General features: G+C 67.2%; 28 protein-coding genes. 18 read left to right on the top strand and 10 right to left on the bottom strand.

Annotated elements, in window-relative coordinates:
* Positions 1-46: 46 nt before the first annotated feature.
* The 3 genes from ACYQ5L_RS25665 to ACYQ5L_RS25655 are packed head-to-tail and all read left to right on the top strand — an operon-like array spanning position 47 to position 2,700.
* Positions 47-955: an ABC transporter substrate-binding protein gene (locus ACYQ5L_RS25665; protein ID WP_459960847.1), complete on the top strand. Its 909-nt coding sequence runs from the start codon at positions 47-49 to the stop codon at positions 953-955.
* 9 nt (positions 956-964) lie between these two features.
* Positions 965-1,909 carry an amino acid ABC transporter permease gene (locus ACYQ5L_RS25660; protein ID WP_459960846.1) on the top strand — a complete coding sequence of 315 codons (945 nt, stop codon included), beginning with the start codon at positions 965-967 and terminating at the stop codon, positions 1,907-1,909.
* 38 nt (positions 1,910-1,947) lie between these two features.
* Positions 1,948-2,700: an amino acid ABC transporter ATP-binding protein gene (locus ACYQ5L_RS25655; protein ID WP_459963537.1), complete on the top strand. Its 753-nt coding sequence runs from the start codon at positions 1,948-1,950 to the stop codon at positions 2,698-2,700.
* Positions 2,701-2,778: 78 nt separating this feature from the next.
* Here the strand turns inward: ACYQ5L_RS25655 and ACYQ5L_RS25650 are convergent, their stop codons facing one another.
* A complete protein-coding gene (locus tag ACYQ5L_RS25650; protein WP_459960845.1) occupies positions 2,779-3,648 on the bottom strand; it encodes an alpha/beta fold hydrolase in 870 nt (289 codons plus the stop codon).
* Entirely contained in the window at positions 3,645-4,076 is a 432-nt protein-coding gene (locus ACYQ5L_RS25645) for a helix-turn-helix domain-containing protein (RefSeq protein ID WP_459960844.1), read from the bottom strand. Before ACYQ5L_RS25645 ends, ACYQ5L_RS25650 begins: the two co-directional genes overlap by 4 nt.
* A gap of 136 nt (positions 4,077-4,212) precedes the next feature.
* Here ACYQ5L_RS25645 and ACYQ5L_RS25640 point away from each other — a divergent pair, with 136 nt between their 5' ends.
* Both ACYQ5L_RS25640 and ACYQ5L_RS25635 read left to right on the top strand, forming a co-directional pair.
* Complete coding sequence (locus tag ACYQ5L_RS25640; protein WP_459960843.1) at positions 4,213-4,689, top strand: DUF4383 domain-containing protein; 477 nt, start codon at positions 4,213-4,215, stop codon at positions 4,687-4,689.
* 61 nt (positions 4,690-4,750) lie between these two features.
* Positions 4,751-4,942: a hypothetical protein gene (locus ACYQ5L_RS25635; protein WP_459960842.1), complete on the top strand. Its 192-nt coding sequence runs from the start codon at positions 4,751-4,753 to the stop codon at positions 4,940-4,942.
* A 6-nt stretch (positions 4,943-4,948) separates the two neighbouring features.
* Here the strand turns inward: ACYQ5L_RS25635 and ACYQ5L_RS25630 are convergent, their stop codons facing one another.
* Positions 4,949-5,869, bottom strand: a complete 921-nt coding sequence (locus ACYQ5L_RS25630; protein ID WP_459960841.1) for a LysR family transcriptional regulator — start codon at positions 5,867-5,869, stop codon at positions 4,949-4,951.
* A 71-nt stretch (positions 5,870-5,940) separates the two neighbouring features.
* Here ACYQ5L_RS25630 and ACYQ5L_RS25625 point away from each other — a divergent pair, with 71 nt between their 5' ends.
* From ACYQ5L_RS25625 to ACYQ5L_RS25605, 5 genes are all read left to right on the top strand, one after another.
* Positions 5,941-7,311: an FAD-binding oxidoreductase gene (locus tag ACYQ5L_RS25625; protein WP_459960840.1), complete on the top strand. Its 1,371-nt coding sequence runs from the start codon at positions 5,941-5,943 to the stop codon at positions 7,309-7,311.
* A 140-nt stretch (positions 7,312-7,451) separates the two neighbouring features.
* The gene (locus tag ACYQ5L_RS25620) at positions 7,452-8,336 is read left to right on the top strand and encodes an SPFH domain-containing protein (RefSeq protein ID WP_459960839.1); all 885 of its coding nucleotides are present in this window, start codon (positions 7,452-7,454) and stop codon (positions 8,334-8,336) included.
* Positions 8,336-8,500, top strand: a complete 165-nt coding sequence (locus ACYQ5L_RS25615) for a type II toxin-antitoxin system antitoxin (protein WP_169814910.1) — start codon at positions 8,336-8,338, stop codon at positions 8,498-8,500. The genes ACYQ5L_RS25620 and ACYQ5L_RS25615 overlap by 1 nt, the downstream gene beginning before the upstream one ends.
* A 67-nt stretch (positions 8,501-8,567) precedes the next feature.
* Positions 8,568-9,026, top strand: a complete 459-nt coding sequence (locus tag ACYQ5L_RS25610; protein ID WP_459960838.1) for a hypothetical protein — start codon at positions 8,568-8,570, stop codon at positions 9,024-9,026.
* 9 nt (positions 9,027-9,035) lie between these two features.
* The gene (locus ACYQ5L_RS25605) at positions 9,036-9,629 is read left to right on the top strand and encodes a hypothetical protein (RefSeq protein WP_459960837.1); all 594 of its coding nucleotides are present in this window, start codon (positions 9,036-9,038) and stop codon (positions 9,627-9,629) included.
* A gap of 18 nt (positions 9,630-9,647) precedes the next feature.
* Here ACYQ5L_RS25605 and ACYQ5L_RS25600 read toward each other — a convergent pair whose 3' ends face one another.
* A complete protein-coding gene (locus ACYQ5L_RS25600; RefSeq protein WP_459960836.1) occupies positions 9,648-10,412 on the bottom strand; it encodes a trans-aconitate 2-methyltransferase in 765 nt (254 codons plus the stop codon).
* Between the two features lie 35 nt (positions 10,413-10,447).
* Complete coding sequence (locus ACYQ5L_RS25595) at positions 10,448-11,320, bottom strand: class I SAM-dependent methyltransferase (RefSeq protein ID WP_459960835.1); 873 nt, start codon at positions 11,318-11,320, stop codon at positions 10,448-10,450.
* Positions 11,321-11,599: 279 nt separating this feature from the next.
* Between ACYQ5L_RS25595 and rpsA the strand changes: the two genes are divergently transcribed.
* The gene (rpsA, locus tag ACYQ5L_RS25590) at positions 11,600-13,066 is read left to right on the top strand and encodes a 30S ribosomal protein S1 (protein WP_459960834.1); all 1,467 of its coding nucleotides are present in this window, start codon (positions 11,600-11,602) and stop codon (positions 13,064-13,066) included.
* 270 nt (positions 13,067-13,336) lie between these two features.
* Complete coding sequence (locus ACYQ5L_RS25585) at positions 13,337-13,972, top strand: TetR/AcrR family transcriptional regulator (protein WP_459960833.1); 636 nt, start codon at positions 13,337-13,339, stop codon at positions 13,970-13,972.
* On the opposite strand, the gene ACYQ5L_RS25580 is transcribed toward ACYQ5L_RS25585, so the two are convergent.
* Both ACYQ5L_RS25580 and ACYQ5L_RS25575 read right to left on the bottom strand, forming a co-directional pair.
* Positions 13,915-16,326, bottom strand: a complete 2,412-nt coding sequence (locus tag ACYQ5L_RS25580) for an MMPL family transporter (RefSeq protein ID WP_459960832.1) — start codon at positions 16,324-16,326, stop codon at positions 13,915-13,917. The two genes, ACYQ5L_RS25585 and ACYQ5L_RS25580, sit on opposite strands and share 58 nt — an antisense overlap.
* Before the next feature lie 190 nt (positions 16,327-16,516).
* Entirely contained in the window at positions 16,517-16,729 is a 213-nt protein-coding gene (locus ACYQ5L_RS25575; RefSeq protein WP_459963688.1) for a hypothetical protein, read from the bottom strand.
* 290 nt (positions 16,730-17,019) lie between these two features.
* On the opposite strand from ACYQ5L_RS25575, the gene coaE reads away from it, so the two are divergent.
* Entirely contained in the window at positions 17,020-18,216 is a 1,197-nt protein-coding gene (coaE, locus tag ACYQ5L_RS25570; RefSeq protein WP_459960831.1) for a dephospho-CoA kinase, read from the top strand.
* Positions 18,217-18,426: 210 nt separating this feature from the next.
* Here coaE and ACYQ5L_RS25565 read toward each other — a convergent pair whose 3' ends face one another.
* Positions 18,427-18,951: a ribonuclease FAU-1 family protein gene (locus ACYQ5L_RS25565; protein ID WP_459960830.1), complete on the bottom strand. Its 525-nt coding sequence runs from the start codon at positions 18,949-18,951 to the stop codon at positions 18,427-18,429.
* A 187-nt stretch (positions 18,952-19,138) separates the two neighbouring features.
* Between ACYQ5L_RS25565 and ACYQ5L_RS25560 the strand changes: the two genes are divergently transcribed.
* Positions 19,139-19,573, top strand: a complete 435-nt coding sequence (locus ACYQ5L_RS25560) for a hypothetical protein (protein WP_459960829.1) — start codon at positions 19,139-19,141, stop codon at positions 19,571-19,573.
* A gap of 65 nt (positions 19,574-19,638) precedes the next feature.
* Here ACYQ5L_RS25560 and ACYQ5L_RS25555 read toward each other — a convergent pair whose 3' ends face one another.
* Positions 19,639-20,223 carry a ribonuclease FAU-1 family protein gene (locus ACYQ5L_RS25555; protein WP_459960828.1) on the bottom strand — a complete coding sequence of 195 codons (585 nt, stop codon included), beginning with the start codon at positions 20,221-20,223 and terminating at the stop codon, positions 19,639-19,641.
* Positions 20,224-20,520: 297 nt separating this feature from the next.
* On the opposite strand from ACYQ5L_RS25555, the gene uvrB reads away from it, so the two are divergent.
* Positions 20,521-22,686 (top strand): excinuclease ABC subunit UvrB, encoded by a 2,166-nt coding sequence (gene uvrB / locus ACYQ5L_RS25550; protein WP_459960827.1) that lies wholly within the window; start codon positions 20,521-20,523, stop codon positions 22,684-22,686.
* A 709-nt stretch (positions 22,687-23,395) separates the two neighbouring features.
* On the opposite strand, the gene ACYQ5L_RS25545 is transcribed toward uvrB, so the two are convergent.
* Entirely contained in the window at positions 23,396-23,866 is a 471-nt protein-coding gene (locus ACYQ5L_RS25545; RefSeq protein WP_459960826.1) for a VOC family protein, read from the bottom strand.
* Between the two features lie 56 nt (positions 23,867-23,922).
* On the opposite strand from ACYQ5L_RS25545, the gene ACYQ5L_RS25540 reads away from it, so the two are divergent.
* From ACYQ5L_RS25540 to ACYQ5L_RS25530, 3 genes are all read left to right on the top strand, one after another.
* Positions 23,923-24,786, top strand: coding sequence for an AraC family transcriptional regulator (locus tag ACYQ5L_RS25540; protein ID WP_459960825.1), 864 nt, complete (start codon positions 23,923-23,925; stop codon positions 24,784-24,786).
* Between the two features lie 86 nt (positions 24,787-24,872).
* Positions 24,873-25,289 (top strand): DoxX family protein, encoded by a 417-nt coding sequence (locus tag ACYQ5L_RS25535; protein ID WP_459960824.1) that lies wholly within the window; start codon positions 24,873-24,875, stop codon positions 25,287-25,289.
* 296 nt (positions 25,290-25,585) lie between these two features.
* Positions 25,586-26,038 (top strand): universal stress protein, encoded by a 453-nt coding sequence (locus tag ACYQ5L_RS25530; protein WP_459963536.1) that lies wholly within the window; start codon positions 25,586-25,588, stop codon positions 26,036-26,038.
* Positions 26,039-26,341: the final 303 nt, after the last annotated feature.

Below are 26,341 nucleotides of genomic sequence, written 5' to 3'. Positions count from 1 at the left end.
GCGGGCGACACCCGGACGTCGCGCAACCGAACTGTGGAGGACAGCTGTGTCTAGTCGATTCGATTTCCGCGGGCGAACCCTGCGGGCCGTGTGCGTGCTCGCCGGCGGCGCTCTCGCGCTGACCGCGTGTACGAGCAACACCGAGACCAACACCCCCGAGGTGGCCAAGGTCGAGGTGACCAAGGTCGATGCCATCGCCGCCAAGCTACCCGCCGACATCAAGTCCTCCGGCAAGCTCATTGTGGGCGTGAACATCCCCTACGCGCCCAATGAATTCAAGGATCCGAACACCGGCAAGATCGTCGGCTTCGACGTGGACCTGATGGATGCCGTCGCCAAGGTGCTCGGCGTGACCGCCGACTACAAGGAATCCGACTTCGAGAAGATCATTCCCGCGGTCGAGACCGGCACCTACAACCTCGGCATGTCCTCGTTCACCGATAACAAGGAACGCGAGCAGACCGCCGACTTCGTGACCTACTTCAACGCGGGCAGCCAGTGGGCGCAGCAGATCGGCAAGGCCGTCGACCCCAATGACGCCTGCGGCAAGAAGGTCGCCGTGCAGCGCACCACCGTGCAGGACACCGACGAGATCCCGGCCAAGAGCGCCGCGTGCGTCGCCGCCGGCAAGCCGGAGATCACCAAGGTCGCCTACGACGAGCAGTCCGCCGCCGCCACCGCGCTGGTGAACGGCCAGGTCGACGCCATGTCCGCCGACTCCCCGGTGACCGCGTACGCCATCAAGCAGAACAAGGACAAGATCGAGGCCGCCGGCGCCATCTTCGACTCGGCGCCCTACGGCTGGCCGGTCAAGAAGGGCTCGCCGCTGGGCCCGGTGCTGCAGGAGGCCCTGCAGAGCCTGATCGACAGCGGCCAGTACAAGAAGATCGCCGAGAACTGGGGCGTCCAGGAGGGCGTGATCACCAAGTCGGTCATCAACGGCGCACAGGGCTGATATCCGGCAATGTCGCAGTCTGAGAACAACTCCGCAGCCTCGGCTGCGACCGATGTGAACACCGAGCCCGAGCCGATCAAGGCGATCCCGCTGCGGCGGCCGGGCCGGTGGATCGCCGCCGCGATCATTCTGATCGCGCTGGGCCTGTTCGTCTACGGCGCCGCCACCAATGAGGCGTACCACTGGGACACCTACGCGAAGTACCTGCGCGACATCAATATCGCCAAGGGCGCGCTGGTCACCCTCGAACTCACCGTGCTGGCCATGGCCATCGGCGTGGTGCTCGGCGTGCTGCTGGCGGTCATGCGGCTGTCGCCGAATCCGGTGCTGCGGTCGGTGGCGTGGGTGTACCTGTGGATCTTCCGCGGGACCCCGGTCTATGTGCAGCTGGTGTTCTGGGGCCTGTTCCCGTCGCTGTACAAGACCATTACCGTCGGCGTGCCGTTCGGTCCGACGCTGACCACCTTCGATGTGCAGGGCTGGTCGGCGCCGTTCTTCTTCGCCGTGATCGGCCTGGGTCTCAACGAGGCCGCCTATATGGCCGAAATCGTCCGCGCCGGAATCAATTCCGTGGGCGACGGGCAGCGCGAGGCGTCGACGGCGCTGGGCATGTCGTGGGCGCAGACCATGAGCCGCACGGTGCTGCCGCAGGCCATGCGGGTGATCATCCCGCCGACCGGCAACGAGCTGATCAGCATGCTGAAGACCACCTCGCTGGTCACGGCCATTCCGCTGACCATCGACCTGTACGGCCGCGCGCGTGACATCTACGGCATCAACTTCCAGCCCATCCCGCTGCTGCTGGTCGCGGCCACCTGGTACCTGGCCATCACCAGCGTGCTGATGGTGGGCCAGTTCTACCTGGAGCGCTACTACTCTCGTGGCATGTCGAAGCAGCTGACCGCGAAACAGCTGCGGGCGCTGGCCGCGCTGCGGGGCGGAGGAGATCTGTGAGCACGAGCTTGACGAAGGATCCCGCGGACGGCGCGCTGATGGTGCGCGCCGACCGGGTGTGCAAGAACTTCGGTGCGCTGCAGGTGCTCAAGGGCATCTCGCTGGAGGTGAAGCGCGGCGAGGTGCTGTGCCTGATCGGTCCGTCCGGTTCCGGCAAGTCCACCTTCCTGCGCTGCATCAACCACCTCGAGCAGGTGAATGCCGGGCGACTCTACGTGGACGGCGAACTCGTCGGCTATCGGGAGAAGAACGGCAAGCTCTACGAGCTGCACCCGCGCGAGGCGGCCCGGCAGCGCCGCGATATCGGCATGGTCTTCCAGCACTTCAACCTGTTCCCGCATCGTACGGTGCTGGAGAACATCATCGAGGCGCCGACCCAGGTCAAGAAGATCAAGAAGGCCGACGCCGTCGCGCGGGCGAAGGAACTGCTGGCGCGAGTCGGCTTGGCGGACAAGGCTGATTCGTATCCGGCGCAGCTCTCCGGCGGCCAGCAGCAGCGCGTCGCCATCGCCCGCGCCCTGGCCATGGATCCGAAGCTCATGCTCTTCGACGAGCCCACCTCGGCGCTCGATCCGGAGCTGGTCGGCGAAGTCCTCGGCGTCATGCGCGAACTCGCCGCCGACGGCATGACCATGGTGGTCGTGACCCACGAAATGGGCTTCGCCCGTGAGGTCGCCGACCAGCTGGTGTTCATGGACGGCGGCGTGGTCGTCGAAGCCGGCAACCCGCGCGAGGTCCTCGCCAACCCGCAGCACGAGCGCACCAAGGCGTTCCTGTCGCGAATCCTCTAGCGAGGAAACACATTTCATTCGCCCCGCTCCGAAGTATCGGAGCGGGGCGAGTGTTTTTCGGCGCGGTCGCCGACGAATTCAGTTGCCCTGCAGGAACTTCAGCACGGTATCGGTTTGGCCGAGGACCGCGTGGCCGACGTCCGGCAGCACGTGCACGGTGGCGTCCGGGACGTTCCGTGTTATGCGGCGGGCGGTTTCGGCGGAGTTCAGCATGACGTCACGGGCTCCGACGATGACCAGGACGGGCATGGTCAGGGTGTGGAGTTGGGCGTCGGTGAAGAGGGGCAGCTTCTCGGTGCGCGGGTTGAAGTGGGTGAAGGTCAGGACGACCTGGTCCAGGACCGGCGCCAGGTGAGCGTCGTCCAGGCCGGTCACCAGCTTGGCGGAGCGGGCCAGGTCGTGGCGGCCGAGGACACGGTCGAGCACGGCTTTGAACAGCCAGCCGACGCGCTGTTTGCCGACGCCGCCGGGGCACAGCAGGGCCAGTCGGGTCACTCGGTCCGGGCGGCGGATGGAGTAGTCCAGCGCGTGCCAGCCGCCGAGGGACATGCCCACCAGTGCGGTCTGCGAAATGCCCAGTCCGGCAAGGACATCGTCGAGCCACAGGGCAATGGACTCCGAGCCCAGGACGGGGCGGGAGGGGGCGCTGCCGCCCGGCTCGCCGACGATGTCGACGGAGTAGGTGCGGAAATGCCGTGCCCAGGAGGCGATGTCGCCGAGCCAGGTGGTCGAGTTCGCGCCGGAGCCGTGCAGCAGCACCAGCGGGGGCGCGTCCTGCGGGCCCGAGACGATGACGAAGGTCTCGCCCTCGCGGGTCGGTATCCGCAGCTCCTCGGAAGGAACGGGCCAGGCGCGCAACATCTCCCGGTAGTTCCGCTGGATCGCCTCCGCGCCCGCTGCGGACTTGTAGATCGGGGCCGTGCGGGTGGTGGTCTCGTTTGTGCTCATGAGGAGAGCACTCCTTCCATGTACTCCAGCAGGCGGCCGGTATCGGCCAGGCCGCCGACGATGATGACCTTCAAGCGGGCGCGCTCCGCGTCGTGGATGGTCTGGATTCGGATCGGCTGATCCTCGGGATACCGATTGGCGGTCGCGCCGGTCAGCAGGGTGGTCAGGCGATCGACGGTCGCGGCGTCCACGGCGTCGATCTCGACAATGCTCGACACCTCGGAATGCCGGGCGCGGCGCGTCGACTCGCGGGCCGCATCGGGTACCGGCAGGCCGGTGAAGGCTTCCAGGTCCGCCTGCGCGATCCGGTACTGCTTGCCGATGCGGACGGCGGCGAGCTTTCCGTCGCGCACGTATCCGCGGACCGTGCGGACGTGCAGGCCGAGGCGCTCGGCCACCTCTTCCACCGAGAACAGTCGATCTGTCATGTAAATGACTGTAAACGCATCTATCTATATCGACAATAGGGAAGTTTACGGAGTGATAGGGATAACGATCTATCGCATCGGTCGCAACTCAACTACACTGCGTAGTAGAAATCATCACGCGGCGGGAGGTGGCGCCATGAGCGCACAGCCGGTAGGGGAGCGTCGAATCACCTTGGCGCACTGGAGTTTTCTGCAATGGGCCGTGCTCGTCATTGGTCTGGTGCACATTGCCTGGGCCATTGCGGGCTGGATCGCCGAGCCCAGCTTCGCGGTGGGGCATCACGCGCCGGCGACCCCGGTCCTCGGCATGGACTACAACGGCTGGCATGCCGTGGCCGGGCTGGCGCTCTTCGGCCCCGCGCTGCTCGCCGCCACCCGCAAGTGGTGGGCGGCCTGGTATTGCGTAATCGCCGCTGTCGGAGGCGGATTCGTGGTCGGCATCTGGGCGCTGTTCTCCGAGCAGGTGCTCTTCTTCGCCTTCCCCAATCACATCACCGATGCCATCCAGCACATCGTCACCGGCATTGTCCTGTTGGGACTGGTCGGTATTCAGGCCGCGTTCGACGGCGGGCTGCGTGCGGTACTGACACCGACACGCCCGGAAGCGGCCTGATTCGATCCTGGTTTGTGTCCCCGGCCTGCGGGTATCCGGCGACCAGACCAGGGAGGTTCACATGATGGCCATCGCCGCCGCCGTCGCATTCGGTCTCGCATTGCTGCTCGATCTGACGAATGCCTCGATCGGAGAGATCGCCGAAGGCACGTTCGTCATTCTCGGATTGCTGCTCGTCGCACTCCATCTCGCGGGAGTCGGCAGCGGTAACCGCTCATGGAACATGCGCTCCTGGCGCCGGGCGCGCCGCTGACCGCGCTTACCCGGGCCCGATCCGGGGTCCGGGGTGCTTCCACGACGCCAGCGCGATACGGAACTGCCCCAGGAGGACTTTCGTGGCCGGGCTCATCGGCCGCTCCGCATTCCAGGCCAGGGCCAGGCGGCCGTTCATGGGCGGATCGATCGCCACCGTGCGCACGCCGAACGCCGCGGCGTCCTCCGGCGGAATCGGCGGCACCACCGCGGTGCCCAGGCCGTGCGCGGCCAGCTTCATCAGCAGCGGGGGAGCGACCGCTTCGAAGGCCACATTCGGTGTGAGACCGGCTGCGGCACAGGCTGTTTCCAGCATCCCGCGAATGCCGGTCCCGGGCGGCAGGCAGATGAGCGGATGTGTGCACAACTCCGCCAGGGTGATCCGATCCCCGAAATCCGGCGCGTCCACCGCGACCGCGGCCACGACGACGGTCTCGAAAATGGTCTCGGTCGTGACCGCCGGATCCAGATCCACACCGGAGAGGCTGAGCAGGCCGATATCGAGCTCGCCCCGGCGCAGGGCCGCGTACATGGATTCGGAGACGTCCTCGGTGAGCGAGATGCCGATCTGCGGGTGATCGCGGTGAAAACCGGCCAGCACCGCGGCGATATCGATCTCCTGATCCACCGCGCCGATGAGTCCCACCCGCACGTGCCCGCGCAGCAGCCCGGTGAACTCGTCCACCGTGTGCGTGATCCGCTCGGTCGCCTCGAGCGCCGCCCGCGCCCACGGCAGCACGGCCCGGCCCACCGGAGTGAGGGTGACCGTGCGCGTCGAACGGTCCAGCAACTGCTGCCCGAGTTCGCGTTCCAACTGCTTGATCTGGGCGCTGAGCCCGGGTTGCGCCAGATGCAGTTTGGCTGCCGCGCGGGTGAAGTTGGCTTCCTCCGCGACGGTGACGAAGTAGCGCAGCTGGCGAAGTTCCATAACTACTGATTCTAGATTCGAGAAGAACTATCTGTTGGAGTTATCATCTAGACCCCGGCAGAGTCATGGACATGACGAACAGCGAGTCCTCGATCAACGACCTGCCCGCGACCACCGGCCCGGTCCACCAGCCCGGCGACACCGGCTACGAGGCCGGAATCGCGGGATTTCAAACGGCTTACACGCATCGGCCCGCCGTCGTGGTCACCGCCGCACACGCCGAGGATGTGCGCGCGGCCGTGGAATACGCCGCGCGCCACGGCCTTCCGGTTGCGGTGCAGGCCACCGGGCACGGATTGTCGGTGGCGGCCGACGGCGGCGTGCTCATCGACACCAGCCGCATGACCGATATCCGGATCGATGCCGCGAGCCGCACGGCCCGGGTCGCCGCGGGCGTGCAGGCCGGGCGGCTCATCGACGCCGCGGCCGCGCGCGGCCTCGCACCGCTCAACGGCTCCTCGCCGTCGGTGGGCGTGGTCGGCTACACCCTGGGCGGCGGCGTCGGCCTGCTGGCCCGCGAATTCGGTTATGCCGCAGACCATGTGCGCGCCATCGAGATGGTCACCGCCGACGGCCGGCTGCGCCGCCTGGAGCCCGGCGACGAACTGTTCGGCGCGGTGCTCGGCACCGGCGGCAACTTCGGCGTGGTCACCGCGCTGGAAATCGAATTGGTGCCGGTGACAATGGTTTACGGCGGTCAACTGCAGTTCGACACCCGGTACGTGCCGCAGGCGCTGGAAGCCTGGCGGCTGTGGACCGCCGACGTCCCCGACGAGCTGACCTCGGCCATCTCCATGATCACCCTCCCGGATATCCCGCAGGTGCCCGAACACCTGCGCGGGCGCTACACCGCCACCATCAGCATCGCCTTCACCGGCCCGCAGGCCGAGGGCGAGCGCCTGGTCGCCCCGTTGCGCGCCGCCGCCGATCGGATGGCCGACGACCTGCGCGTCATGCCCTATGCCGACACCCATGAGATCCATCGCGATCCGCCGCACCCGCACCCCTACACCGCCACCAACGCCCTGTTGAGCGAGCTGCCCGCCGAGGCCACCGATGCCTTCCTCGAGGTGACGGGTCCCGGATCGACGGTGCCGGTCGTCGCCGGATTCCGGCATCTGGGCGGTGCGCTGCGCCGCCGCGGCCCGGCCGAGATCGCGGTCGATCACCGCGAGGCCGAATACCTCGGCCGCGCCATCTCACTGCCCGGCCCGCATTCCGATGCCGCCGTGCGCGAGCGCCTGGATCTGATGCGGAAAACCTTGCAGCCCTGGACCGTTGGTCACAGTCTCAACTTCCTCTACGGCGGCGGGAGCTGGGCCGACGAGGCGCAGACCCGCGAGGGCTACAGCGCCGCCACCTATGACCGGCTCGCCGCCCTGAAGTCGAGCTACGACCCGCACAACCTGTTCCGCTTCAACCGCAATATCCGCCCGCGCTGAGGGTGTTCGAAGCAAGGCCGCCGCGCCGGGTGCGCGGCGGCCTTGTGCGTTCGGAGAGCCGGTGTGCCTGTCCTCGTCCTTGCCGGCGTACCCGTCTCGAGCTATCGTCGTGATATCACTTCGATAGTGGGAGGATAGCAATGGAGCTTCGGCAAGCACGCCGGGCGAATGGTTTCGTGGTCGCCGCGGTGTTGTTGGTGGCCTTCCTCGCCGTGGCGGCGGGAGCGGCATGGGGATTCATCAAGGCGGCGGACGGCGCCGGTGCGGGAGCCGTCATCGCGGCCGTCGTCTTCAGCGTGCTCGGCGCGCTGCTGCTGCTGATGAGCACCGGTCTCACCATCGTGAATCCCAATGAGGCCAAGGTGATTCAGTTCTTCGGCCGCTACATCGGCTCGGTGAGCGAACCCGGCTTCTTCTCGGTCACCCCACTGACCGACAAGCGCACCATCTCGCTGCGGGTGCGCAATTTCGAGACCCAGAAGCTGAAGGTCAACGACGCCGACGGCAATCCCGTCGAGATCGCGGCGGTGGTCGTCTACCGCGTGGTCGACAGCTTCAAGGCCGCCTTCGCCGTCGACGACTACGAGGAATACGTCGAGACGCAGTCCGAGGCCGCGGTCCGCCACCTCGCCACCACCCACCCCTACGACGCCCACGACGCCGACCGCACCAGCCTGCGCGACGGCGCCGAGGTGGCCGGCGAACTGACCGTCGAACTGCGCGAGCGCACCGTCACCGCCGGCATCGAGATCATCGAAGCCCGCATCACCCACCTCGCCTACGCGCCGGAGATCGCCCAGGCCATGCTGGTCCGCCAGCAGGCCGCCCAGGTGGTCGCCGCCCGCAGCCGCATCGTGGAAGGCGCGGTCGGTATGGTCGGCATGGCCCTCGACCGCCTCGCCAGCGAGGGCATGGTCGAACTCGATGAGGAGCGCAAAGCCGCGATGGTCTCCAACCTGCTGGTCGTCCTGTGCGGTGATCGCCCCGCCCAGCCCGTCGTCAACACCGGCTCCCTCTACACGTAATGCCGAAGCGCGAGCCGAAAAAGGTACTGCTGCGGCTCGACCCGGCCATTCACGAAGCCATCGCGAAATGGGCGGCAGACGACCTGCGCAGCATCAACGCCCAGATCGAATACGCCCTCCGCACGGCCCTCAAACAGGCCGGGCGAGAACCGAAATCCGACTGAACAGCGGGGGCCGGGGACATACTCCCGGCCTCCGCTTCCCTGTCCGCCACTCCCGGAACGGAAGTCGATGGAATCAACCGGCCTCGACCCCGCAACCCGCGCGGCGACACCCTGGCACCGCTGGCCGATCGGCCTGTTCTTCCTGCTGCTCAACGCGATCGGCGCTTACGACTACGTCGAAACCCACACCCGCAACGCCGACTATTTCGCCCGCCAGGGCTACGGCCCCGACCAGATCGCCTACTTCACCGACTACCCGATGGTCCCGCTGGTGTTCTGGACGATCAACATCGCCGCCGGGCTGGCAGCCGCTGTACTGCTCCTCCTCCGATCCCGCAGTGCAGTTCCCGCTGCGGCGACCGCGACCATCTCCCAGTTGTGCCTCCAGGCCGTGAGTTTCGGTTTCATGGACCGCTGGTCGATCCTCGGCGCCCGCCTCGGCCTCTTCGATATCGGCGTGCTCGCCCTGACCGCCGTGCTGTGGTGGTACTGCGCTGCCATGCGGCGCAAAGGCGTGCTCCGCTAGCGTGACGGCGTGCCGATCTCGTTCGATACCACCGGATTCCAGCAAACCCAGGCAGCACAGTGGGTGAACTCCGACACCGGGGACATGGTGGCGTTGCAGTACTTCGATCTGCCGCCCGATCTGCCCGCGCCGCTGGAACAACTCGATGTGCTGCGCGCCAGGCTCGCCGAGATCCACGCCCGAAGCGGTAGTCTCGTCGAAGCTTTCGTCATCGGCGTCGATTCCCAGCCCGCGCTGCTGCGGGTGGAGAAGATGCCGCTGCCCGACCGCCCCGCCGGACTGCTGTTCGCCGCCTCGATCGTCGCGCCCAAGGAGAATTGCAGCGCGGCGCTCATGCTGTTCTGCCCCGAGGGCGGCGTCACCGGGATACGCGAGGCCACGGTGATGGCCATGCACGGCCACGAGGATATGTTCCCGCCGCATCCGTATCAGCACGGCGTCCAAGGTCAACTGCCCTACAACCGCGCCGACGACATCCACTACGATGCGCAATTCCCCGACCATCCGCTGACTCGTGCTCGCCGATGGGTGGCCCGCACCGTCCCTACTATGCGCTTGGCCCCGGACTTCGCCGGATTGCCGCCGTTCCGTGGTAGTTGCTGAGAGAGACCGGGGTGGCCGTCAGAGCTTGTGCGCGACAGCGAAGACCCGGCGGAAGGGCAGCCAGGTGGTGCCGTCGGCGCGGCGAGGGTAGACCTCCCGCAGCAGCGGGGCGAGTTCGGCGAGGAATCGTTCCCACTCGGTGTCCTCGAGGGCTTCGCGCACCGGCGTCAGGGCGGTGCCCTTGATCCAGGACAGCACCGGGTCGTCGCCTTCGAGGCGCTGGACGTAGGTGGTCTCCCAGGCGTCGACCTCGGCTCCGGCGGTGGTCAGCACCTCGGCGTAGCCGACCGGGTCGAGGACGTCGCGGGCGTGCAGGATGCCGGTCGCGGCCAGGCGGTCGCGCCAGCGGTCCGTGGCCGCGAGTTCCCGGATGGTGCGGTGGGAGGGGCCGTCGAAGTTGCCGGGGACCTGGAGAGCCAGCCAGGCGCCCGCGGACAGGTGCGCCACCCATTTCGACAGCAGTTCCGGGTGGCCCGGAACCCATTGCAGCACAGCATTGGTCACGACCACGTCGGTGTCGGGGGCAGGCTGCCAGTCCCGGACGTCGCCGAGGGTGGCGGGGACGCCGCGGGCCTGTGCGGCGGCCACCATGTCCGGCGAGGAATCCGAGGCTTCGATGGTCGCGTCCGGCCAGCGGGCGGCCAGGGCGCCGGTGAGGTGCCCGGGTCCGCAGCCGAGGTCGGCCACGCGACGCGGCCGCTGTGCGCCGATCCGGCTCAGCAGGTCGAAGAACGGGCGGGAGCGGTGGTCGTCGAAGGCCAGGTACTGCTGGGGATCCCACATGGTGGCTCCGGATTCGGCGGCGGGGCGGATAACGGTCAGGCGGGCTTCTCGGTGACGAAAATGGCGGTACCGGGGAAGATCTCGCCGCGGAGCGGACTCCACTGGCCCCATTCGCGGTCCAGCCACTCCGGCCAGTCCGGTTCGATGAGGTCGACCAGGGTCAGGCCCGCGGCGACGATCTCGCGGACGCGGTCGCCGATGGTGCGGTGGTGTTCGACGTAGGTCGGCTCGCCTTCGCCGTCCAGCTCCACATACGGGGTGCGGTCGAAATAGGGGATGGTGGCGCGCAGCCCCTCCGGGCCCGGATCGTCGGGGAAGATCCAGCGCATGGGGTGGTTGACGGAGAAAACCCAGCGGCCGCCGGGGCGCAGGACGCGCGCGACCTCGCGCATGACCTGCGCGGAGTCGGCGACGAAGGGGACCGCGCCGAAGGCCGAGCAGGCCAGATCGAAGGAGGCGTCGGCGAAGGGGAGGGCTTCGGCTCCGGCTTGAACGAGTGGGACCCGCGGGCCGCCGGCGGCCATGGCGGCCAGGCCGCGCTCGAGCATCTGCCGGGAGAGGTCGAGGCCGACCGGGTGCGCGCCGTGCGCGGCGAGCCAGCGGGAACAGGGGGCCGAGCCGCAGCCGATCTCCAGGATCCGCTTGCCGGTGATGTCGCCGAGCAGATGCCAGTCGCCCTCGTGCAGGCCCTCCGGGCACCAGATGAACTCGCCGTCGGGGGAGTCGACGCCCAGGAAGTCGGCGTGGGTGTCGTGGTAGGCCGCGGCGTCGGCATCCCACCACCGCCGGCTGGCGCGCTGACTGGTCTCCGAATCGACCTTGGCGCGGCCCACTCCCACCGTTCCCAGCAGGGCATTCGCCTCGGCGTGGCGGGCTTCGTCGGTGTGGGCGGGGTGATCTTCGGCCATGGGCTCACCCTATAGACTTGCGGAGTACCACCCGTGTTTGCTTGGTACAACACCCGTCGCGTACGCTGTTTTCCGCGAGTGTCTTCTGTATTCGGATCGCAAGACCCGGGTAGAGCAGACAATCGTGCTGTGAGTCCGCATGCTTTGTGCAGCGTTGTGCTCCGTCGCAGCGATGTGCTGTTGCATGGCCAACGTTAGTTCCATCGCTGTGAGTTCGCAGCAATACCGAAAGCCCACATGTCCACTACCGACCACAATCCGTCCGGAGCCTCCCAACACATGCCCACCACCGTGACCTCGCCGCAGGTAGCCGTCAACGATATCGGCTCTGCCGAGGACTTCCTCGCCGCTATCGACAAGACCATCAAGTACTTCAACGACGGCGATATCGTTGAAGGAACCATCGTCAAGGTCGATCGTGACGAGGTCCTTCTCGACATCGGTTACAAGACCGAAGGCGTCATCCCTTCCCGCGAACTGTCCATCAAGCACGATGTCGACCCGGCCGAGGTCGTTTCCGTGGGCGATGAGGTCGAGGCCCTCGTTCTCACCAAGGAGGACAAGGAAGGCCGCCTGATCCTGTCGAAGAAGCGTGCTCAGTACGAGCGGGCTTGGGGCACGATCGAGGAGCTCAAGGAGCGTGACGAGGCCGTCAAGGGCACCGTCATCGAGGTTGTCAAGGGCGGCCTGATCCTGGACATCGGCCTGCGCGGCTTCCTCCCGGCTTCGCTGGTGGAGATGCGTCGCGTCCGCGACCTCCAGCCGTACGTCGGCAAGGAGATCGAGGCCAAGATCATCGAGCTGGACAAGAACCGCAACAACGTGGTCCTGTCCCGCCGCGCCTGGCTGGAGCAGACCCAGTCCGAGGTGCGCTCCGAGTTCCTGCACCAGCTGCAGAAGGGCCAGGTCCGCAAGGGCGTCGTGTCCTCCATCGTCAACTTCGGCGCCTTCGTGGACCTGGGTGGCGTGGACGGCCTGGTGCACGTCTCCGAGCTGTCCTGGAAGCACATCGATCACCCGTCCGAGGTTGTCGAGGTCGGCAACGAGGTCACCGTCGAGGTCCTCGACGTCGATCTGGACCGCGAGCGTGTCTCCCTGTCGCTCAAGGCGACCCAGGAAGATCCGTGGCGTCAGTTCGCCCGCACCCACGCCATCGGCCAGATCGTGCCGGGCAAGGTCACCAAGCTGGTTCCGTTCGGCGCGTTCGTCCGCGTCGAGGAGGGCATCGAGGGCCTGGTGCACATCTCCGAGCTGGCCGAGCGCCACGTGGAGGTCCCGGACCAGGTTGTGGCCGTCGGCGACGACGCGATGGTCAAGGTCATCGACATCGACCTGGAGCGTCGCCGCATCTCGCTGTCGCTGAAGCAGGCGAACGAGGACTACAACGCCGAGTTCGATCCGTCCAAGTACGGCATGGCCGACAGCTACGACGATCAGGGCAACTACATCTTCCCCGAGGGCTTCGATCCCGAGACCAACGAATGGCTCGAGGGCTTCGAGAAGCAGCGTGAGGAGTGGGAGTCCCGCTACGCCGAGGCCGAGCGTCGCCACAAGATGCACACCGCTCAGATGGAGAAGATGGCGGCCGACGCCGCCGCCGAGGCCGCCAACGGCGGTCCCTCGAACTACTCCTCCGAGTCGGGCGCCCAGGCGTCGTCCTCCTCGACCTCCGAGCCCGCCGGTGGCTCGCTGGCGAGCGATGCGCAGCTGGCCGCGCTCCGCGAGAAGCTGTCGGGCAACGCCTGATTCGCTTCTGCTGACGCAGTAGCTCGATAAGCGAAATCCCCCCGGGTCCTGACGGACCCGGGGGGATTTGCGTTGGGGAGGGGAGTTCCGTCCGGGGACTGGCGTTGGGGGAGGGGGGCTCCGTCCGGGGACTGGCGTTGGGGGAGGGGGGCTCCGTCCGGGGACTGGCGTTGGGAGAGGGGCGGTCCGCCGGGGATTTGCGTTGGGGCTGGACGCATCACGTCGAGTGGCGGGGGTGGAGGATCGGGTGCAGGTAATCTGGTTGCTGATATGTCCCAGTCCACGGTGGAGACTCCCGCGTCGGTGTGGGAGCAGCGGAAGATCGAGGCGATGAGCCGGATCCAGCGGGTTGCGCTGGAGTTGTTCGACGAGCACGGGTATCGCGATGTGACGGTGGAGCGGGTGGCCGCGGCTGCGGGGGTGTCGGCCAGTTCGATCTACCGGTATTTCGGGACCAAGGAGATGCTGGTCCTCTACGACGAGGCCGATCCGCAGGTGCTCGAGGTGCTGCGGGTGGCCGGTGGGGGAGAGACGCTCGAGTTCACCGAGTTGCTCGCCATCGGGCGGCCGCTGATTCCGGAGCTGACCGAATCGATCATTACCGAGGATCTGGAGCGGCGCACCCGGCAGCGCATGCAGCATGTGCTGACGATTCCGGAGGTGCGCGATCGGCAGTCCCGGCAGATGCGGGATCTGGAGGAGCAGTTCCGGCTGCTGTTCGCCGAACGCAGCGGGCGCGATGCCAATGACATGAAGATCCGGCTGGCCGCGGCCACCGCCATCTGGGGGTGCGTGGCGGCGCTGAACCACTGGGCGGGAACAGGATTCGAGCGCCGCCTGCAGGATGTCTACATCGAGGCGCTGGACTCGCTGGTCTCGGCGTTGGAGGCGATCTTCGCATCCTGAGGCGTGCGGCGCAGGCTCGGCAGCCACCAGTTCCAGCGGCCGAACAGCTGCATGAACGCCGGCACCAGGATCAGTCGCACGATCACCGCGTCGATGGCTACGGCCACCGCCAGCGCGAAGCCGATCTGTTTGAGCTCCAAGACATCCGCGGTCACGAAGGCGGCGAAGACCGCCACCATGATGGCCGCCGCCGCGGTGATCGGACGGGCGGTGCGCTGTAATCCCTCGGCCACGGCCGCAGCATTGTCCGGGTGCCGATCCCACGCCTCCTTCATGCGCCGGACCAGGAAAACCTCGTAATCCATGGACAATCCGAACAGCACGGCGAACACCAGCATGGGCAGATACACCTGCAGGAACCCGGCGCTGTGGAAGCCCAGCACCGACTCCCCGAGGCCGTACTGGAAGACCGCGACCGTAATCCCCAGCGCCGCACCGGTGGCCAGCAGATTCAGCACAATCGCCTTGACCGCCAGCACGATACTGCGGAAGGCGAAGACCAGGAACGCCAGCGACACCGACAGCACCAGCGCGATCACCCAGGGGAAGCGGCCGGTAATGAGCGCGGAGACATCGGCGAAGGCGGCCGGAACACCGCCGACCGAGATTTCGGCCGATTCGAATCCACGGGCACCGGAACGGATGTCGGCGGTCAGCTCGGCAACGGCGGTGGAGTCGAAGGAATCCTTCGGCACGACCAGGGCCAGCACCCGGCCGTCGGCCTGCTGCGGCAGCACCGAAGCGATGCGGGGATCGCGATTGAGCTCCGCGACGAAGCGGTTCATGTCCACGATGCCATTGCCGGACAGCGCGGAATCGTCCGCCCCGGTGGCGACCACCTGAATCGGCGACAGCAGACCGGGCCCGAAATTGTCCTGCACCAAGCGGGTTGCCTGCCCCGCGGGCCGGTCGTTCATCGAACCCAGCCCCATATCGATGCCGTAGCGGATACCCAGGATCGGCGCGGCCGCCAGCGCCAGCACCGCGACGCCGATCGCCCCGAACAGCGCCGGCCGGCCCATGACCGTGCGCGCCCACCGGGTCCACGCGCTGGACCCGGTGGGCGCGCTGAGCGTCCGAACAGAAGTCTTACGGGTCGTCCCGGCATGAGTCTTGCGGGTCGTCCCGGCATGTTCTTGGCCGGGATCTCGCTCCGCCGGGTGGATTCCGGCCACAAGCGCGCCGGAATGACGGGGCGTACTCTCGTCCGGACGCCTGATCTCGGCCGGACGCAGCTTCGCGGGCAGCGCACCGCGATTGATCGTCGGACCCAGCTCGGCCAGCACGGCGGGCAACAGCGTGAACGCCGCTGCGAGGGTCGAGACCACCGCCGTGACCACGCCGATGGCGACGCCATTGAGCATGGGCAGGCCGACCACCGCCAGCGAGCACAGCGAGATCATCACGATCAGCCCCGAGGCCAGGATGGTGCGGCCGGTGGTATCCATGGCCGCGCCGACCGCGGCGTGGATGTCCTTGTGCGCCCGGCGATCTCGCACGCCGCGCCGGGAAAGCTCCTCGTTGAACCGGCTGACGATGAACATGGCGTAGTCGATCGCGGTGCCGGTGCCGATCATGGTGGCCACCGACAGCACCAGGGAGTCGAAGGTCAGCAGGCTGGTCAGCCCGAACACCACGCCCACCGCCAGCGCGATACCCGCCGCGGTGACGGTAATGGGGATGGTCGCGGCGACCACCGCGCCGAGCGCGAGCACCAGCACCAGCGCCGCCACCGGCAGGCCGAGGCTCTCGGCGCGCGTCATATCGGCGGTCTCCGTGCGCATGAGCTCGCCCTCGATCGGGGCGTAACCGGTGAGCATGGCCCGGACCTCGCCGCTCTCGGCGGAGGTCAGCGCCGATTGCACGCGGGCGGCGACATCCACTCGCTCGGACATGGTGCCGTCGAGCCCGACGATGCCGAAGGCGGTGTGCCGGTCCGCCGAGATCTGCAGCCGTGCGTTCCCGTCGAACGGTCCGATCGCACCCGCTACACCGGTGGTGGCGCGGGCGGCGGTGAGCGCGTTGTCGATGACGATCCGGAACTCGGGCGCGTCGACGGTATACCGGCCGGAATGGAAGACGATCAGATCCTGCTCCGCGCCGAGCTGCGAGAAGTATTCCGCCGCAAGGTGTTCCACCGCGCTAGATTCGGAGCCGGGCACGCTGTAATCGGGTGCGCCGAGCCGTTCGTGCAGCGCCGGATAGGCGGCCGCGCAGATCGCGACGAGCAGCAGCCACACGCCCATCACGAGGCGGCGATGCCGGGCCATGCGCACGCCCCAGGCGCCGACGATGCCGAACCGGTCGGATTGCCGGGCCGGATCGGGCCGGTCGAGTGCGACTGGCTGTGCCATGGTCCCTCCGCGAGTCAGCACCTGAAAGTGACTATCAGGTATTGCGGCCAGCGTAGGGTGCTAAGGTGCGTACCTGCAAGTGACTGTCAGGAATGTGACGGCGCAGACGGCATGCGCTGTCGACACCGGGGGATCCGGGCACAACAAAGACCCAGTCCGAATGGAACTGGGCCGAGGTGGCGGAACGAAGTCAGCCGACGGTCGCCGGAAGCCATTGGGCCGCTGCCACCGCGGAGCGTTTTCGCATGGCCGCGAAGCTGTGGCGGGCGGGGATGATCAGTCGGGAGAGCCACGTACGACGGTGCTCGGCGAGCGCTGCCGCGACCGCGGGGATCTCGATGCAGTGCATCGTGCCCGGCAGTCCCAGACGGTGGCGACCCGTCTGGATGTTTCTGGTGCCCAATGGTGTTCCTTCTCTTGCGTTGCTACCGGCCTAGGATCGCCTGCGGCGAACCTTAGCCGAACAAAAGTGTGAGACACCGTATTTTGCGTGACATTCGCCCTGGCGTGTCGGAATGTTGCCGACAAGCGGTCCGGAATTACCGAAAAAGTTGCGGAATGGTCTCGTGAATATTACGGAATGAGAAAAGTCGGCGGCTGGTTGTGAAATTGCCGGTCCGACTGGGTAATCCCACTTTTCGGCAGGTGAGGGGCGCTGATGCGAGGCCCTCGGGGAGGTGCGAGACTGGTCGAATGTTGCGAATCGGTCTCACCGGAGGCATGGGAGCGGGCAAATCCACCGTGGCGCGCATTTTCGCCGAGCGCGGCGCGGTGCTGGTGGACAGCGATGTGATTGCTCGCGAGGTGGTCGCGCCCGGAACCGAGGGCCTGGCGGCCCTGGTCGCCGCTTTCGGTGACGAAATTCTGGCCGCTGACGGCAGCCTGGATCGACCGGCCTTGGCGGCCAAGGCATTCGCCAGCGACGAGGCTCGCGCGACGCTCAATGGCATCACCCACCCGCTGGTCGGCAAGCGCACCGCCGAACTGATCGCCGCCGCGCCCGCGGATGCCATTGTCGTCCAGGACATTCCGCTGCTCGTCGAGAACGGCCTCGCGCCGCTGATGAACCTGGTCGTGATCGTCCTCGCCGACGAGGAGGCCCGGGTGCGCCGCCTGGTGGAATTCCGTGGCATCGACGAGGCCGACGCCCGTGCCCGCATTGCCGCGCAGGCCACCGACGACCAGCGGCGCGCGGTCGCCGACGTGCTGCTCGACAACAATGGCGCCAATGGCGATCTCGACGCCGCCGTGCACGCGCTCTGGGACGAGCGCCTGATCCCCTTCGAACGCAATCTGCGCACCCGCGTCCCCGCGCATCGCGAGGGCGGAATGCGCTTGGTCGAACCGAACCCGGACTGGGCCGCCCAGGCGCAGCGGCTCATCGCCCGCCTGTGGGTCGTCTGCGGCGCCGACGCCGTGCGCATCGATCACATCGGCTCTACCGCGGTCCCCGGCCTGCCCGCCAAGGACGTGATCGACCTGCAGATCACCGTCCGCGATCTCGCCGTCGCCGACGCCCTGCGAGACCGCCTGGCGGAGGCGGGATTTCCGCACAAGCCGGACATCACCGGCGACAACCCGAAACCCACCGCCACCGATCCCGCCGCCACCGACGCGACCCTGTGGACGAAACGCCTGCACGGCAATGCCGACCCGGGCCGCCTGGCCAATGTGCACCTCCGCGCCGAGGGCGCCCCCGGCCAGCGCTTCGCCCTGGAATTCCGCGACCTGCTCCGCACCGACCCCGCGGCCCGCGCCGAATACCTGGACATCAAGCGCGCCGCCGAGGAGAAGGCGGCGGGCCTCACCGGCACCGCCGCGGCCGACGCCTACTACTCGATCAAAGAGCCGTGGTTCGACGCGATCTTCGCGCGCCTCGCAAGGGGCTGAGGGGCCGCCGGAGCCGCCGCGGCCCCTGGCTCTCGCTCCTGGGGTGGGGTTGATGCCCTGGCTCTCGCTCCTGGGGTGGGGTTGATGTCCCGGCTCTCGCTCCTGGGGTGGGGTTGATGTCCCGGCTCTCGCTCCTGGGGTGCGGTTGATATCCCTTGTCCGCGCTCCTGGGGGTTCGGGGGCGAAGCCCCTGAGAGTTACGAGAGTTGTTCATCTCCAGGTGAGCGTAATGCCCTGCGCCGCTAGCCAATTCTCGAAGCTGTGCCCGTGGGCCGCGATCCCGTCGATGGTCGCGGTCGCGGTCTCGATGGCCTGCTGCGCGGTCGCGAGGTCGAGGTAGCCGGCGGCGTGGGCGGCGAGCAGCTCGTCGACATCGAGTAACTCGACCTCGCGCCCGGTGCGCACGACCAGATCCAGATAGTGGTCCACCGACTTCCAGCGCTTCGGCTCGACCTGCGTGAACTCGCCGATATCGATGTAGTAGTCCTGATCGCGCAGGTCGGCCGGGGTGAAGTGGAACACCGTCGCCCGCAGGGAAAGGCTTGGCAGCAACCAGGATTCGATGTAGTGGAACTCCGGATGATCGGAGGGCCGCGCCATGTACAGACCCCACGGCTCGTCCCGGTAGTGCTCGACCTGCCGGACGTAGCCCTTCGGGTCGACATTGGTGAGCTCGTCGACATTGAAGTACTCGACCTTGGGTCGGTGCAGGTGAACCGCAGGCGCCTGAGTCATGCACTCAGCATCGCGTGTCGGGCGATGGTCGTCCAGTGGAGGGGTGCTCGCGTCGCGGATCGGTTGCTGGACCTGGGGGAGAGCTCCGGGCAATCTTCACGAAAACTCAATGTGAAACACATGCATTCCGCTATGTTTCGGGCTACCCACACTCGCGTGGGTCTCGCAACACAAGGGAAGTACCTGTATGAACGCATACAAGCTGCGCGCCGGCACCGGGCTGCTGACCTTCGCCGCCCTGGGCGCGGTCGTGACCCTCACCGCCCCGCAGGCCGCCGCCTGGGTCGGCAATCTCGAGGTATCCGGCAAGGATCACAAGGTCGGCTGCACTTACACGCTGACCGCCTCGGTCGAGGTCGACCGGCTGAGCACGGTGAAGTTCACCGACAACGGTCACGACATCCCGGGCAGCCCGGTCGCCCCGTCGCTGCTCGACAACAAGGTCACCATCAAGTGGAAGCCGACCACGGCGGGCACGCACAAGCTGGAGGCGTGGCAGATCCTGATCAGTGACTCGATCACCGTGCAGGTGGCCGAATCCAAGGGCGGCTCAGGCAGTTCCGGCAGCGGCGGAGGCTGCGGCGGCGGTCTGGGCGGCCTGATTCCGAGCCTGTCCGGATAGTCGGAGGACGGACAGTCGACTCGTCCACCCGGTCCGTGCGCAAGCCGGACCGGGTGGTCTGCGTTTCAGAGCCAGCTCAGCGTGTAGCCCTGCGCGACGAGCCAGCGGTCCACATCGTGACCGCAGCCGGCAATGCCGTCCACCACCGCCGCCGCGCGCTCGATGGCGCGGTGGGTGCGCGCGGTATCGAAGTATCCGGCCGCGTGGGCGGCCAGCAACTCGTCGATGCCGAGCAGTTCGGGCACCTGGCCGGGGCGGGCCACCACGTGCAGGTAGTGCCCCTCGGCGCGCCACTTCTTCCCCTCGACCGGGCCGTACTCACCGATATCGAGGTAGTAGGTCTGCTTGCGATCGTGGCCGGGGCGTAGGTGATAGACCGTCACCCGCAGCGACAGCTCCGGCAGCAGCCAGGACTCGATGTAGTGGAAGCGTGGATTGTCGACGATGCGCTCGACGTAGAGGCCCCAGCGCTCGGCGTGCATGTGCTCGACCGAGTGCAGGAAGCCGCGATGGTCGGTCCAGGACAGCTCGGGCACGTTGAAGTACTCGAGTCTCGGGCGATGTGGGGCCACCGCGGGGGTGGCAGATCTGAAACGTTGCATATCCGCACCATTGATGGAATTCCGCTGTGCCGTAAACAGACCGGTCATCGCCTCGCCTCTTCCGGACTCGTCCGACTGCTTGATTAGGTTACACCTGCTACGGGGCGGAAAACCTGCGTGCGCGGTCTGCAATTTCATTGTCACGGATCCGCATCCTTGCGAAGATCATTGAGCGATCGGATATTTCAGGCGGGCCCCGCGACGGGGCCCCCGGCGGCCGCCGAGCAACGTCATTCGGCGTGGCGCGGCGGCGGCCACCGGGCGTATACCGGACCGATCGGTCGGAAAATGGCCCTGAGCGGCCCGTCCGCGAAATTGTCGGTGCCGCGCCCTAGGCTGTTGAGCATGGCTTTCGCAACCGAGATTCCGGACGACCTCCCGCTGGCCCATTCGGAGTTCCGGCCCATCGGTGAGATCGAGCGGACCGATGGCCGGTTCCAGGTGGTCAGTGAGCACAAGCCCGCGGGTGACCAGCCGGCCGCCATCGCGGAGCTGGAGCGGCGGATCAACGGCGGCGAGCGGGATGTGGTGCTGCTCGGCGCCACCGGCACCGGCAAGTCGGCCACCACGGCCTGGTTGATCGAGCGGTTGCAACGTCCGACGCTGGTCATGGCCCCGAACAAGACCCTCGCCGCCCAGCTGGCCAATGAGCTGCGGGAGATGCTGCCCAACAATGCGGTCGAGTACTTCGTCTCGTACTACGACTACTACCAGCCCGAGGCGTACATCGCGCAGACCGATACCTATATCGAGAAGGACAGCTCCATCAACGACGATGTGGAGCGGCTGCGGCATTCGGCCACCTCCAGCCTGCTGTCGCGGCGCGATGTCGTGGTGGTGGCGTCGGTGTCGTGCATCTACGGTCTCGGCACGCCGCAGTCCTATCTCGATCGCTCGATCAATCTGGAGGTCGGGCAGGAGGTGGAGCGGGACAAACTGCTGCGGCTGCTGGTCGACGTGCAGTACACCCGCAACGACATGTCCTTCACGCGCGGCACCTTCCGGGTGCGCGGGGACACCGTCGAGATCATCCCGTCCTATGAGGAGCTGGCGGTCCGCATCGAATTCTTCGGTGACGAGATCGAGGCGCTCTATTACCTGCACCCGCTGACCGGTGATGTGGTGCGGCAGGTGGATATGTTGCGCATTTTCCCGGCCACGCATTATGTCGCCGGTCCCGAGCGCATGGAGCGCGCCGTCCGCGATATCGAGGCCGAGCTCGAAACCCGCCTGGCGGAATTGGAGAAGCAGGGCAAATTGCTGGAGGCGCAACGGCTTCGGATGCGCACCCAATACGACCTGGAAATGATCCGGCAGGTCGGCTTCTGCTCCGGTATCGAAAACTATTCGCGCCATATCGACGGCCGCCCCGCCGGTTCCGCGCCCGCCACTCTGCTGGATTACTTCCCGGAGGATTTCCTGCTCGTCATCGACGAGTCGCATGTGACGGTCCCGCAGATCGGCGGCATGTACGAAGGCGATATGTCGCGCAAGCGCAACCTCGTCGAATACGGCTTCCGCCTGCCCTCGGCGATCGACAACCGCCCGCTCACCTGGGAGGAGTTCGCCGACCGCATCGGCCAGACGGTCTATCTGTCCGCCACTCCCGGCCCCTACGAATTGGGTCAGACCGGAGGCGAATTCGTCGAACAGGTCATCCGCCCGACCGGCCTGGTCGATCCGCACGTGGTGGTCAAGCCGACCAAGGGGCAGATCGACGATCTGGTCCACGAGATCCGCCTGCGCACCGAACGCGACGAGCGCGTCCTGGTCACCACCCTGACCAAGAAGATGGCCGAGGATCTCACCGATTACCTGCTCGGCCTCGGCGTGCGGGTCCGCTACCTGCACTCCGAGATCGACACCCTGCGCCGCGTGGAACTGCTGCGCCAGCTCCGGCTGGGGGAATACGACGTCCTGGTCGGCATCAACCTGCTGCGCGAGGGTCTCGACCTGCCCGAGGTCTCCCTCGTCGCCATTCTCGACGCCGACAAGGAGGGCTTCCTGCGCAGCAGCACCTCGCTGATCCAGACCATCGGCCGCGCCGCCCGCAATGTCTCCGGCGAAGTCCACATGTACGCCGACAAGATCACCGACTCCATGCGCCAGGCCATCGACGAAACCGAACGCCGCCGCGCCAAACAGGTCGCCTACAACGAGGCCAACGGCATCGACCCGATGCCCCTGCGCAAGAAGATCGCCGACATCCTCGACCAGGTCTACCGCGAAGCCGAGGAAACCGAGGTCGAGGTTGGCGGCTCCGGCCGCAATGCCTCCCGAGGCCGCCGCGCCCAAGGCGAACCAGGCCGCGCCGTCAGCGCCGGCGTCTACGAAGGCCGCGACATCAAGTCCATGCCCCGAGCCGAACTGGCCAACCTGGTCCAGGACATGACCGACCAAATGATGAACGCCGCCCGCGAACTCCAATTCGAACTGGCCGGCCGCCTCCGCGACGAAATCGCCGACCTGAAGAAAGAACTCCGAGGCATGGACGCCGCCGGCATCCAGTAACCGCCCGCCGCAGGCGAACCGTCAATTGCCGAGACCGGCTCGGTCTATCCGAGCCCGCCCGCCGAAGGCGACCCCTGAAGCGCCAGAACCAGGCTGGTCTATCCGAGTTTGTTCGCCGAGGCGAACTGTCAATGAACGGCAGGGATGTCAGTTGGCGCATCCACTGGCAAGGGGCGGGGTCGTCGAGATTTTGGTCTGTGTGGGGCGGGGAGCGAAGCCGCGGCCGGGCGCGGCTAAAGGGGTTCCCCACCGGCCCGATCGGTCTCCAGCCGGTGTGGTCGCGGGCTGGTGTGGACTCGAGTTGGTCTGGTCACTGGCCGGTCCGGCTTCGAGTTGGTCTGGTCACTGGCCGGTCCGGTGTCGAGCCGGTCTGGTCACCAGCTGGTGCGGTGATCAGCCTGTCTGCCTGTGTGTTGGTCCGCCGCAGGCGAACTGTCAATGAACTGTAGGGATGACAGTTGGTGGACTCGCTGTGTGGGTTCGGGGCCGTCTCGATTTTGGACTGAGTGGAGCGTGCGTCGGAGCGGGGGAGCGAAGCGGAGGAGCTCCGGCGTGCGCGGAGGGAGGGAAAAATCGAGACTGTCAGGCCCCGAACCCCGCCGGAGCGAAGCGGAGGCAATTAAACACAGCCACGAGCGGGCCTGATCAGACCCACCGTCACGACCGACGGATCCCGCGCCTCCCGTCGGCCGATCGGTGTGTAAAGCCCTCAGCCCTGCTGGGCCATCCACTCGTTGACGCGCCGCTCGGCTTCTTCCCGAGGCACGTCCTCGACCCGCGTCATACAAACCCAGCGATGCCCGAACGGGTCGATGAATACGCCGAAGCGGTCGCCGGTGACAAAAGTGGCCGGTTCCTCCACCACATTGGCGCCCTTATCGCGGGCGCGATCGATGATGGCGTCGGTGTCGGGGGAGTAGTGCACGATGCTGGTGTGAACCCACTCGCCATCGGGAGCACGCAGTCCGATATCCGGCATGGGAAGCCCGAGCTGAATGGTCGAATCGCCGATCAGCAGCTCGGCGTGCGCAGGCTGGCCGTCGGGAAGATCATTGCGGGTCAGCACCTTCGCGCCGAGCACGGTGGAGTAGAAGTCGATGGCCTCATTGCCGTCCGGCACGGCCAGGAAGCAGGAGATGGAGTGGTAGTTCTCGGGGATGGGATGCACTGCGTCGCTCATGGATACGAGTCTTGTCAGCGCCCGGTCGCCGGTCTTGTAAGAACGCGACACCGCGCATGACCGACGCCGATGACGAGCTGTACCGTCCGCGACGAGTGCCGCCGCCGGAGACGGCGAAGGGCATTCTGCGCCCACGCGAGCAGGTCCGGACCAGCAATCACTCCCGGCTGGCGGCAGGGGAGCAGGTCAGCCGCTTCGTGGAGTGGTACTGGGCGGTGCGCTGGGATCGCCGCGGCATGCCGCCCTATATGGCCGAGGTGCTGCCCTATCCCGCGGTGAACATGACCTTCGAGCGGGCGCACGATCGCACCGGCGGCTTCGTGACCGGTGTGTGGACCAAGAAGTACGTCCGCGAATTGGCCGGGGAGGGTGAGACTTTCGGCGTGAAGTTCCGGGCCGGCGGCTTCGGGGCGTTCACCGGGCTCGACATCGGGTCACTGCGGGACGCATCCGTCCCGCTAACCGAGGTGCTGCCGGAGGCGGAGGGCCTGGCGGAGAAGATACTGGCCGCCACCGATCTCGAGGAGCGGCGGGCGCTGGTCGAGGAATTCCTGGTCGGGGCGGTCGCGCAGCGGGCGGTGGCCGACGACAGCTCGTACCGGCTGCTGCTGCGCATCATCGACACCATGGCCGACAACCGGGAGCTGACCCGCGTCGACCAGGTCACCGACCTGTTCGGCATTCCGATCCGCACCCTGCAGCGCCTGTTCCGCCGCTATGTCGGCGCGGGCCCGAAATGGGTGCTGCGCCGCTACCGCCTGCAGGACGGCGCGCATCTGCTGGCCGAGGGCCGCACCTCGGATCTGGCGGCCTTGGCCGTGGAGCTCGGCTACTTCGATCAGGCTCACTTCTCGCGGGAATTCGCCCGGGAGATCGGGATGGCGCCGCTGGAATACGCCCGGACCTCGCTAATCTCCTGACATCCGGTCACCGGGAATAACGCTCGCACTGATGAAGTTGGTTGCCGTGTCACCCAATGGCAAGTGAACGAGACAAGGAGCGGGCCATGGATGTAGTGGTATTGATCGGACGGGTGCTGTTCTCCGTGATCTTTCTCGCCTCGGCGCTGGGGCACCTCACACAGACCGACGCGATGGCGCAGTATGCCCAGTTCAAGGGCATCCCGGCGGCCAAACTGTCGGTGCTGGGCTCCGGTGTGCTGTTGCTGCTCGGCGGGCTGAGCGTGCTGCTCGGGGTGTGGGCCGACCTCGGCGCGCTGCTGCTGGTGGTCTTCCTGTTGCCGACCGCCTTCCTGATGCACAACTTCTGGAAGGAAACCGATCCGCAGGCCAAGCAGACCGAGATGATCTCGTTCAACAAGGACGTGTCGCTGGCCGGCGCCGCGCTCATGCTGTTCGCCTTCTTCGCCTACGTCGGCGGCGATCTCGGATTGACCATCACCGGGCCGCTTTTCAGCCTCTGACCCGATAGTGCGCCCCTGTGATGAAAATCCCAGGGGCGCAATAGGGTTAACGTTTTCGGACAGATTCGCGTTTCGCCCGCGAATTGGCTGGTAGCCAAGGCTGTTTTCCCGACCCTCGGTGGAATGTGCGTCACAACGGGCGCGCCACGTAAGTGTGATGTGTTGCGATATCGAAAATTTCCGCCGCTTATGCCGCTATTGTCAGGCGGAGTTGCCGCGGCGGTAACCCCAACATGCTGTGCTCGCCAGGGCGCGGCCAGCCGCCCCGGCCCCGACCCTTGTACTTGGAGGAGAGAATGACCGCCTACCGGACGATCGTCGTCGGTACCGATGGCTCGGACTCGTCGTACGTCGCCGTCGAGCGGGCCGCGGCTCTGGCCGGCGACGAGGGCGCCACGCTGTACATCGCCTGCGCGTACTACCCCACCGACGACCGCGATGTGGCCGCCGCCGCCGACGTGCTCAAGGACGAGGCCTACCAGGTGCGCGGCTCCGCTCCCACCAGCGAGATCCTGCGCGTGGCGCGCGACAAGGCCATCGCCGCCGGCGCCGTCAACGTCGTCGAGAAGGCCGTCGTCGGCGAGCCCGTCGAATCCCTGCTCGGCCTGCTCAAGGAGCTCGAAGCCGACCTCCTCGTCGTCGGCAACCGCGGCCTCAACACCCTCGCCGGCCGCCTGCTCGGCTCCGTGCCCTCCGACGTAGCCCGCAAGTCCCGCTCGGACGTCCTGATCGTGCACACCGTGCGCTGACGCGCAAGGGAGAAAGAGCGTGGGGGTAAACCCCCAAAGACGAAGAGGTGGCCGTGCCCATATGGGCACGGCCACCTCGCTATTGGTGAACAGGCTGTGCCCTCGGGGCGGGCCGTGCTGCCAGGCAGGGCCAGAGCCGGGCAGGGTCGTGCCGTCGGGCGGGGTCATGCCGCGGGCCGGGGCGTGCCGTCGGGCGGGGGTCATGCCGCGGGCCGGGCCGTGCGGTCGGGCGGGGGCGTGCTGTCGGGCCGGGCCGCGCGGTCGGGCGGGGGCGTGCCGTCGGGCGGGGCCGCGCGGTCGGGC

Source organism: Nocardia sp. IFM 10818, assembly GCF_054655275.1.
Note: the sequence above shows the minus strand (reverse complement) of the source record. Positions and strands in the feature narration are given on the sequence as shown.

What these genes read in the sequence shown, in the direction of transcription:
- ACYQ5L_RS25530 (WP_459963536.1), top strand. Translation starts at nt 25,586, where the DNA reads ATGACCGCCTACCGGACGATCGTCGTCGGTACCGATGGCTCGGACTCG.
- ACYQ5L_RS25585 (WP_459960833.1), top strand. Translation starts at nt 13,337, where the DNA reads ATGTCCCAGTCCACGGTGGAGACTCCCGCGTCGGTGTGGGAGCAGCGG.
- ACYQ5L_RS25650 (WP_459960845.1), bottom strand. Translation starts at nt 3,648, where the DNA reads ATGAGCACAAACGAGACCACCACCCGCACGGCCCCGATCTACAAGTCC.
- ACYQ5L_RS25555 (WP_459960828.1), bottom strand. Translation starts at nt 20,223, where the DNA reads ATGACCGGTCTGTTTACGGCACAGCGGAATTCCATCAATGGTGCGGAT.
- ACYQ5L_RS25565 (WP_459960830.1), bottom strand. Translation starts at nt 18,951, where the DNA reads ATGACTCAGGCGCCTGCGGTTCACCTGCACCGACCCAAGGTCGAGTAC.
- ACYQ5L_RS25610 (WP_459960838.1), top strand. Translation starts at nt 8,568, where the DNA reads ATGGAATCAACCGGCCTCGACCCCGCAACCCGCGCGGCGACACCCTGG.
- ACYQ5L_RS25545 (WP_459960826.1), bottom strand. Translation starts at nt 23,866, where the DNA reads ATGAGCGACGCAGTGCATCCCATCCCCGAGAACTACCACTCCATCTCC.
- ACYQ5L_RS25655 (WP_459963537.1), top strand. Translation starts at nt 1,948, where the DNA reads ATGGTGCGCGCCGACCGGGTGTGCAAGAACTTCGGTGCGCTGCAGGTG.
- ACYQ5L_RS25580 (WP_459960832.1), bottom strand. Translation starts at nt 16,326, where the DNA reads ATGGCACAGCCAGTCGCACTCGACCGGCCCGATCCGGCCCGGCAATCC.
- ACYQ5L_RS25615 (WP_169814910.1), top strand. Translation starts at nt 8,336, where the DNA reads ATGCCGAAGCGCGAGCCGAAAAAGGTACTGCTGCGGCTCGACCCGGCC.
- ACYQ5L_RS25560 (WP_459960829.1), top strand. Translation starts at nt 19,139, where the DNA reads ATGAACGCATACAAGCTGCGCGCCGGCACCGGGCTGCTGACCTTCGCC.
- ACYQ5L_RS25660 (WP_459960846.1), top strand. Translation starts at nt 965, where the DNA reads ATGTCGCAGTCTGAGAACAACTCCGCAGCCTCGGCTGCGACCGATGTG.
- uvrB (WP_459960827.1), top strand. Translation starts at nt 20,521, where the DNA reads ATGGCTTTCGCAACCGAGATTCCGGACGACCTCCCGCTGGCCCATTCG.
- ACYQ5L_RS25600 (WP_459960836.1), bottom strand. Translation starts at nt 10,412, where the DNA reads ATGTGGGATCCCCAGCAGTACCTGGCCTTCGACGACCACCGCTCCCGC.
- ACYQ5L_RS25540 (WP_459960825.1), top strand. Translation starts at nt 23,923, where the DNA reads ATGACCGACGCCGATGACGAGCTGTACCGTCCGCGACGAGTGCCGCCG.
- ACYQ5L_RS25635 (WP_459960842.1), top strand. Translation starts at nt 4,751, where the DNA reads ATGATGGCCATCGCCGCCGCCGTCGCATTCGGTCTCGCATTGCTGCTC.
- ACYQ5L_RS25535 (WP_459960824.1), top strand. Translation starts at nt 24,873, where the DNA reads ATGGATGTAGTGGTATTGATCGGACGGGTGCTGTTCTCCGTGATCTTT.
- ACYQ5L_RS25625 (WP_459960840.1), top strand. Translation starts at nt 5,941, where the DNA reads ATGACGAACAGCGAGTCCTCGATCAACGACCTGCCCGCGACCACCGGC.
- ACYQ5L_RS25595 (WP_459960835.1), bottom strand. Translation starts at nt 11,320, where the DNA reads ATGGCCGAAGATCACCCCGCCCACACCGACGAAGCCCGCCACGCCGAG.
- ACYQ5L_RS25620 (WP_459960839.1), top strand. Translation starts at nt 7,452, where the DNA reads ATGGAGCTTCGGCAAGCACGCCGGGCGAATGGTTTCGTGGTCGCCGCG.
- ACYQ5L_RS25640 (WP_459960843.1), top strand. Translation starts at nt 4,213, where the DNA reads ATGAGCGCACAGCCGGTAGGGGAGCGTCGAATCACCTTGGCGCACTGG.
- rpsA (WP_459960834.1), top strand. Translation starts at nt 11,600, where the DNA reads ATGCCCACCACCGTGACCTCGCCGCAGGTAGCCGTCAACGATATCGGC.
- ACYQ5L_RS25630 (WP_459960841.1), bottom strand. Translation starts at nt 5,869, where the DNA reads ATGGAACTTCGCCAGCTGCGCTACTTCGTCACCGTCGCGGAGGAAGCC.
- coaE (WP_459960831.1), top strand. Translation starts at nt 17,020, where the DNA reads ATGTTGCGAATCGGTCTCACCGGAGGCATGGGAGCGGGCAAATCCACC.
- ACYQ5L_RS25645 (WP_459960844.1), bottom strand. Translation starts at nt 4,076, where the DNA reads ATGACAGATCGACTGTTCTCGGTGGAAGAGGTGGCCGAGCGCCTCGGC.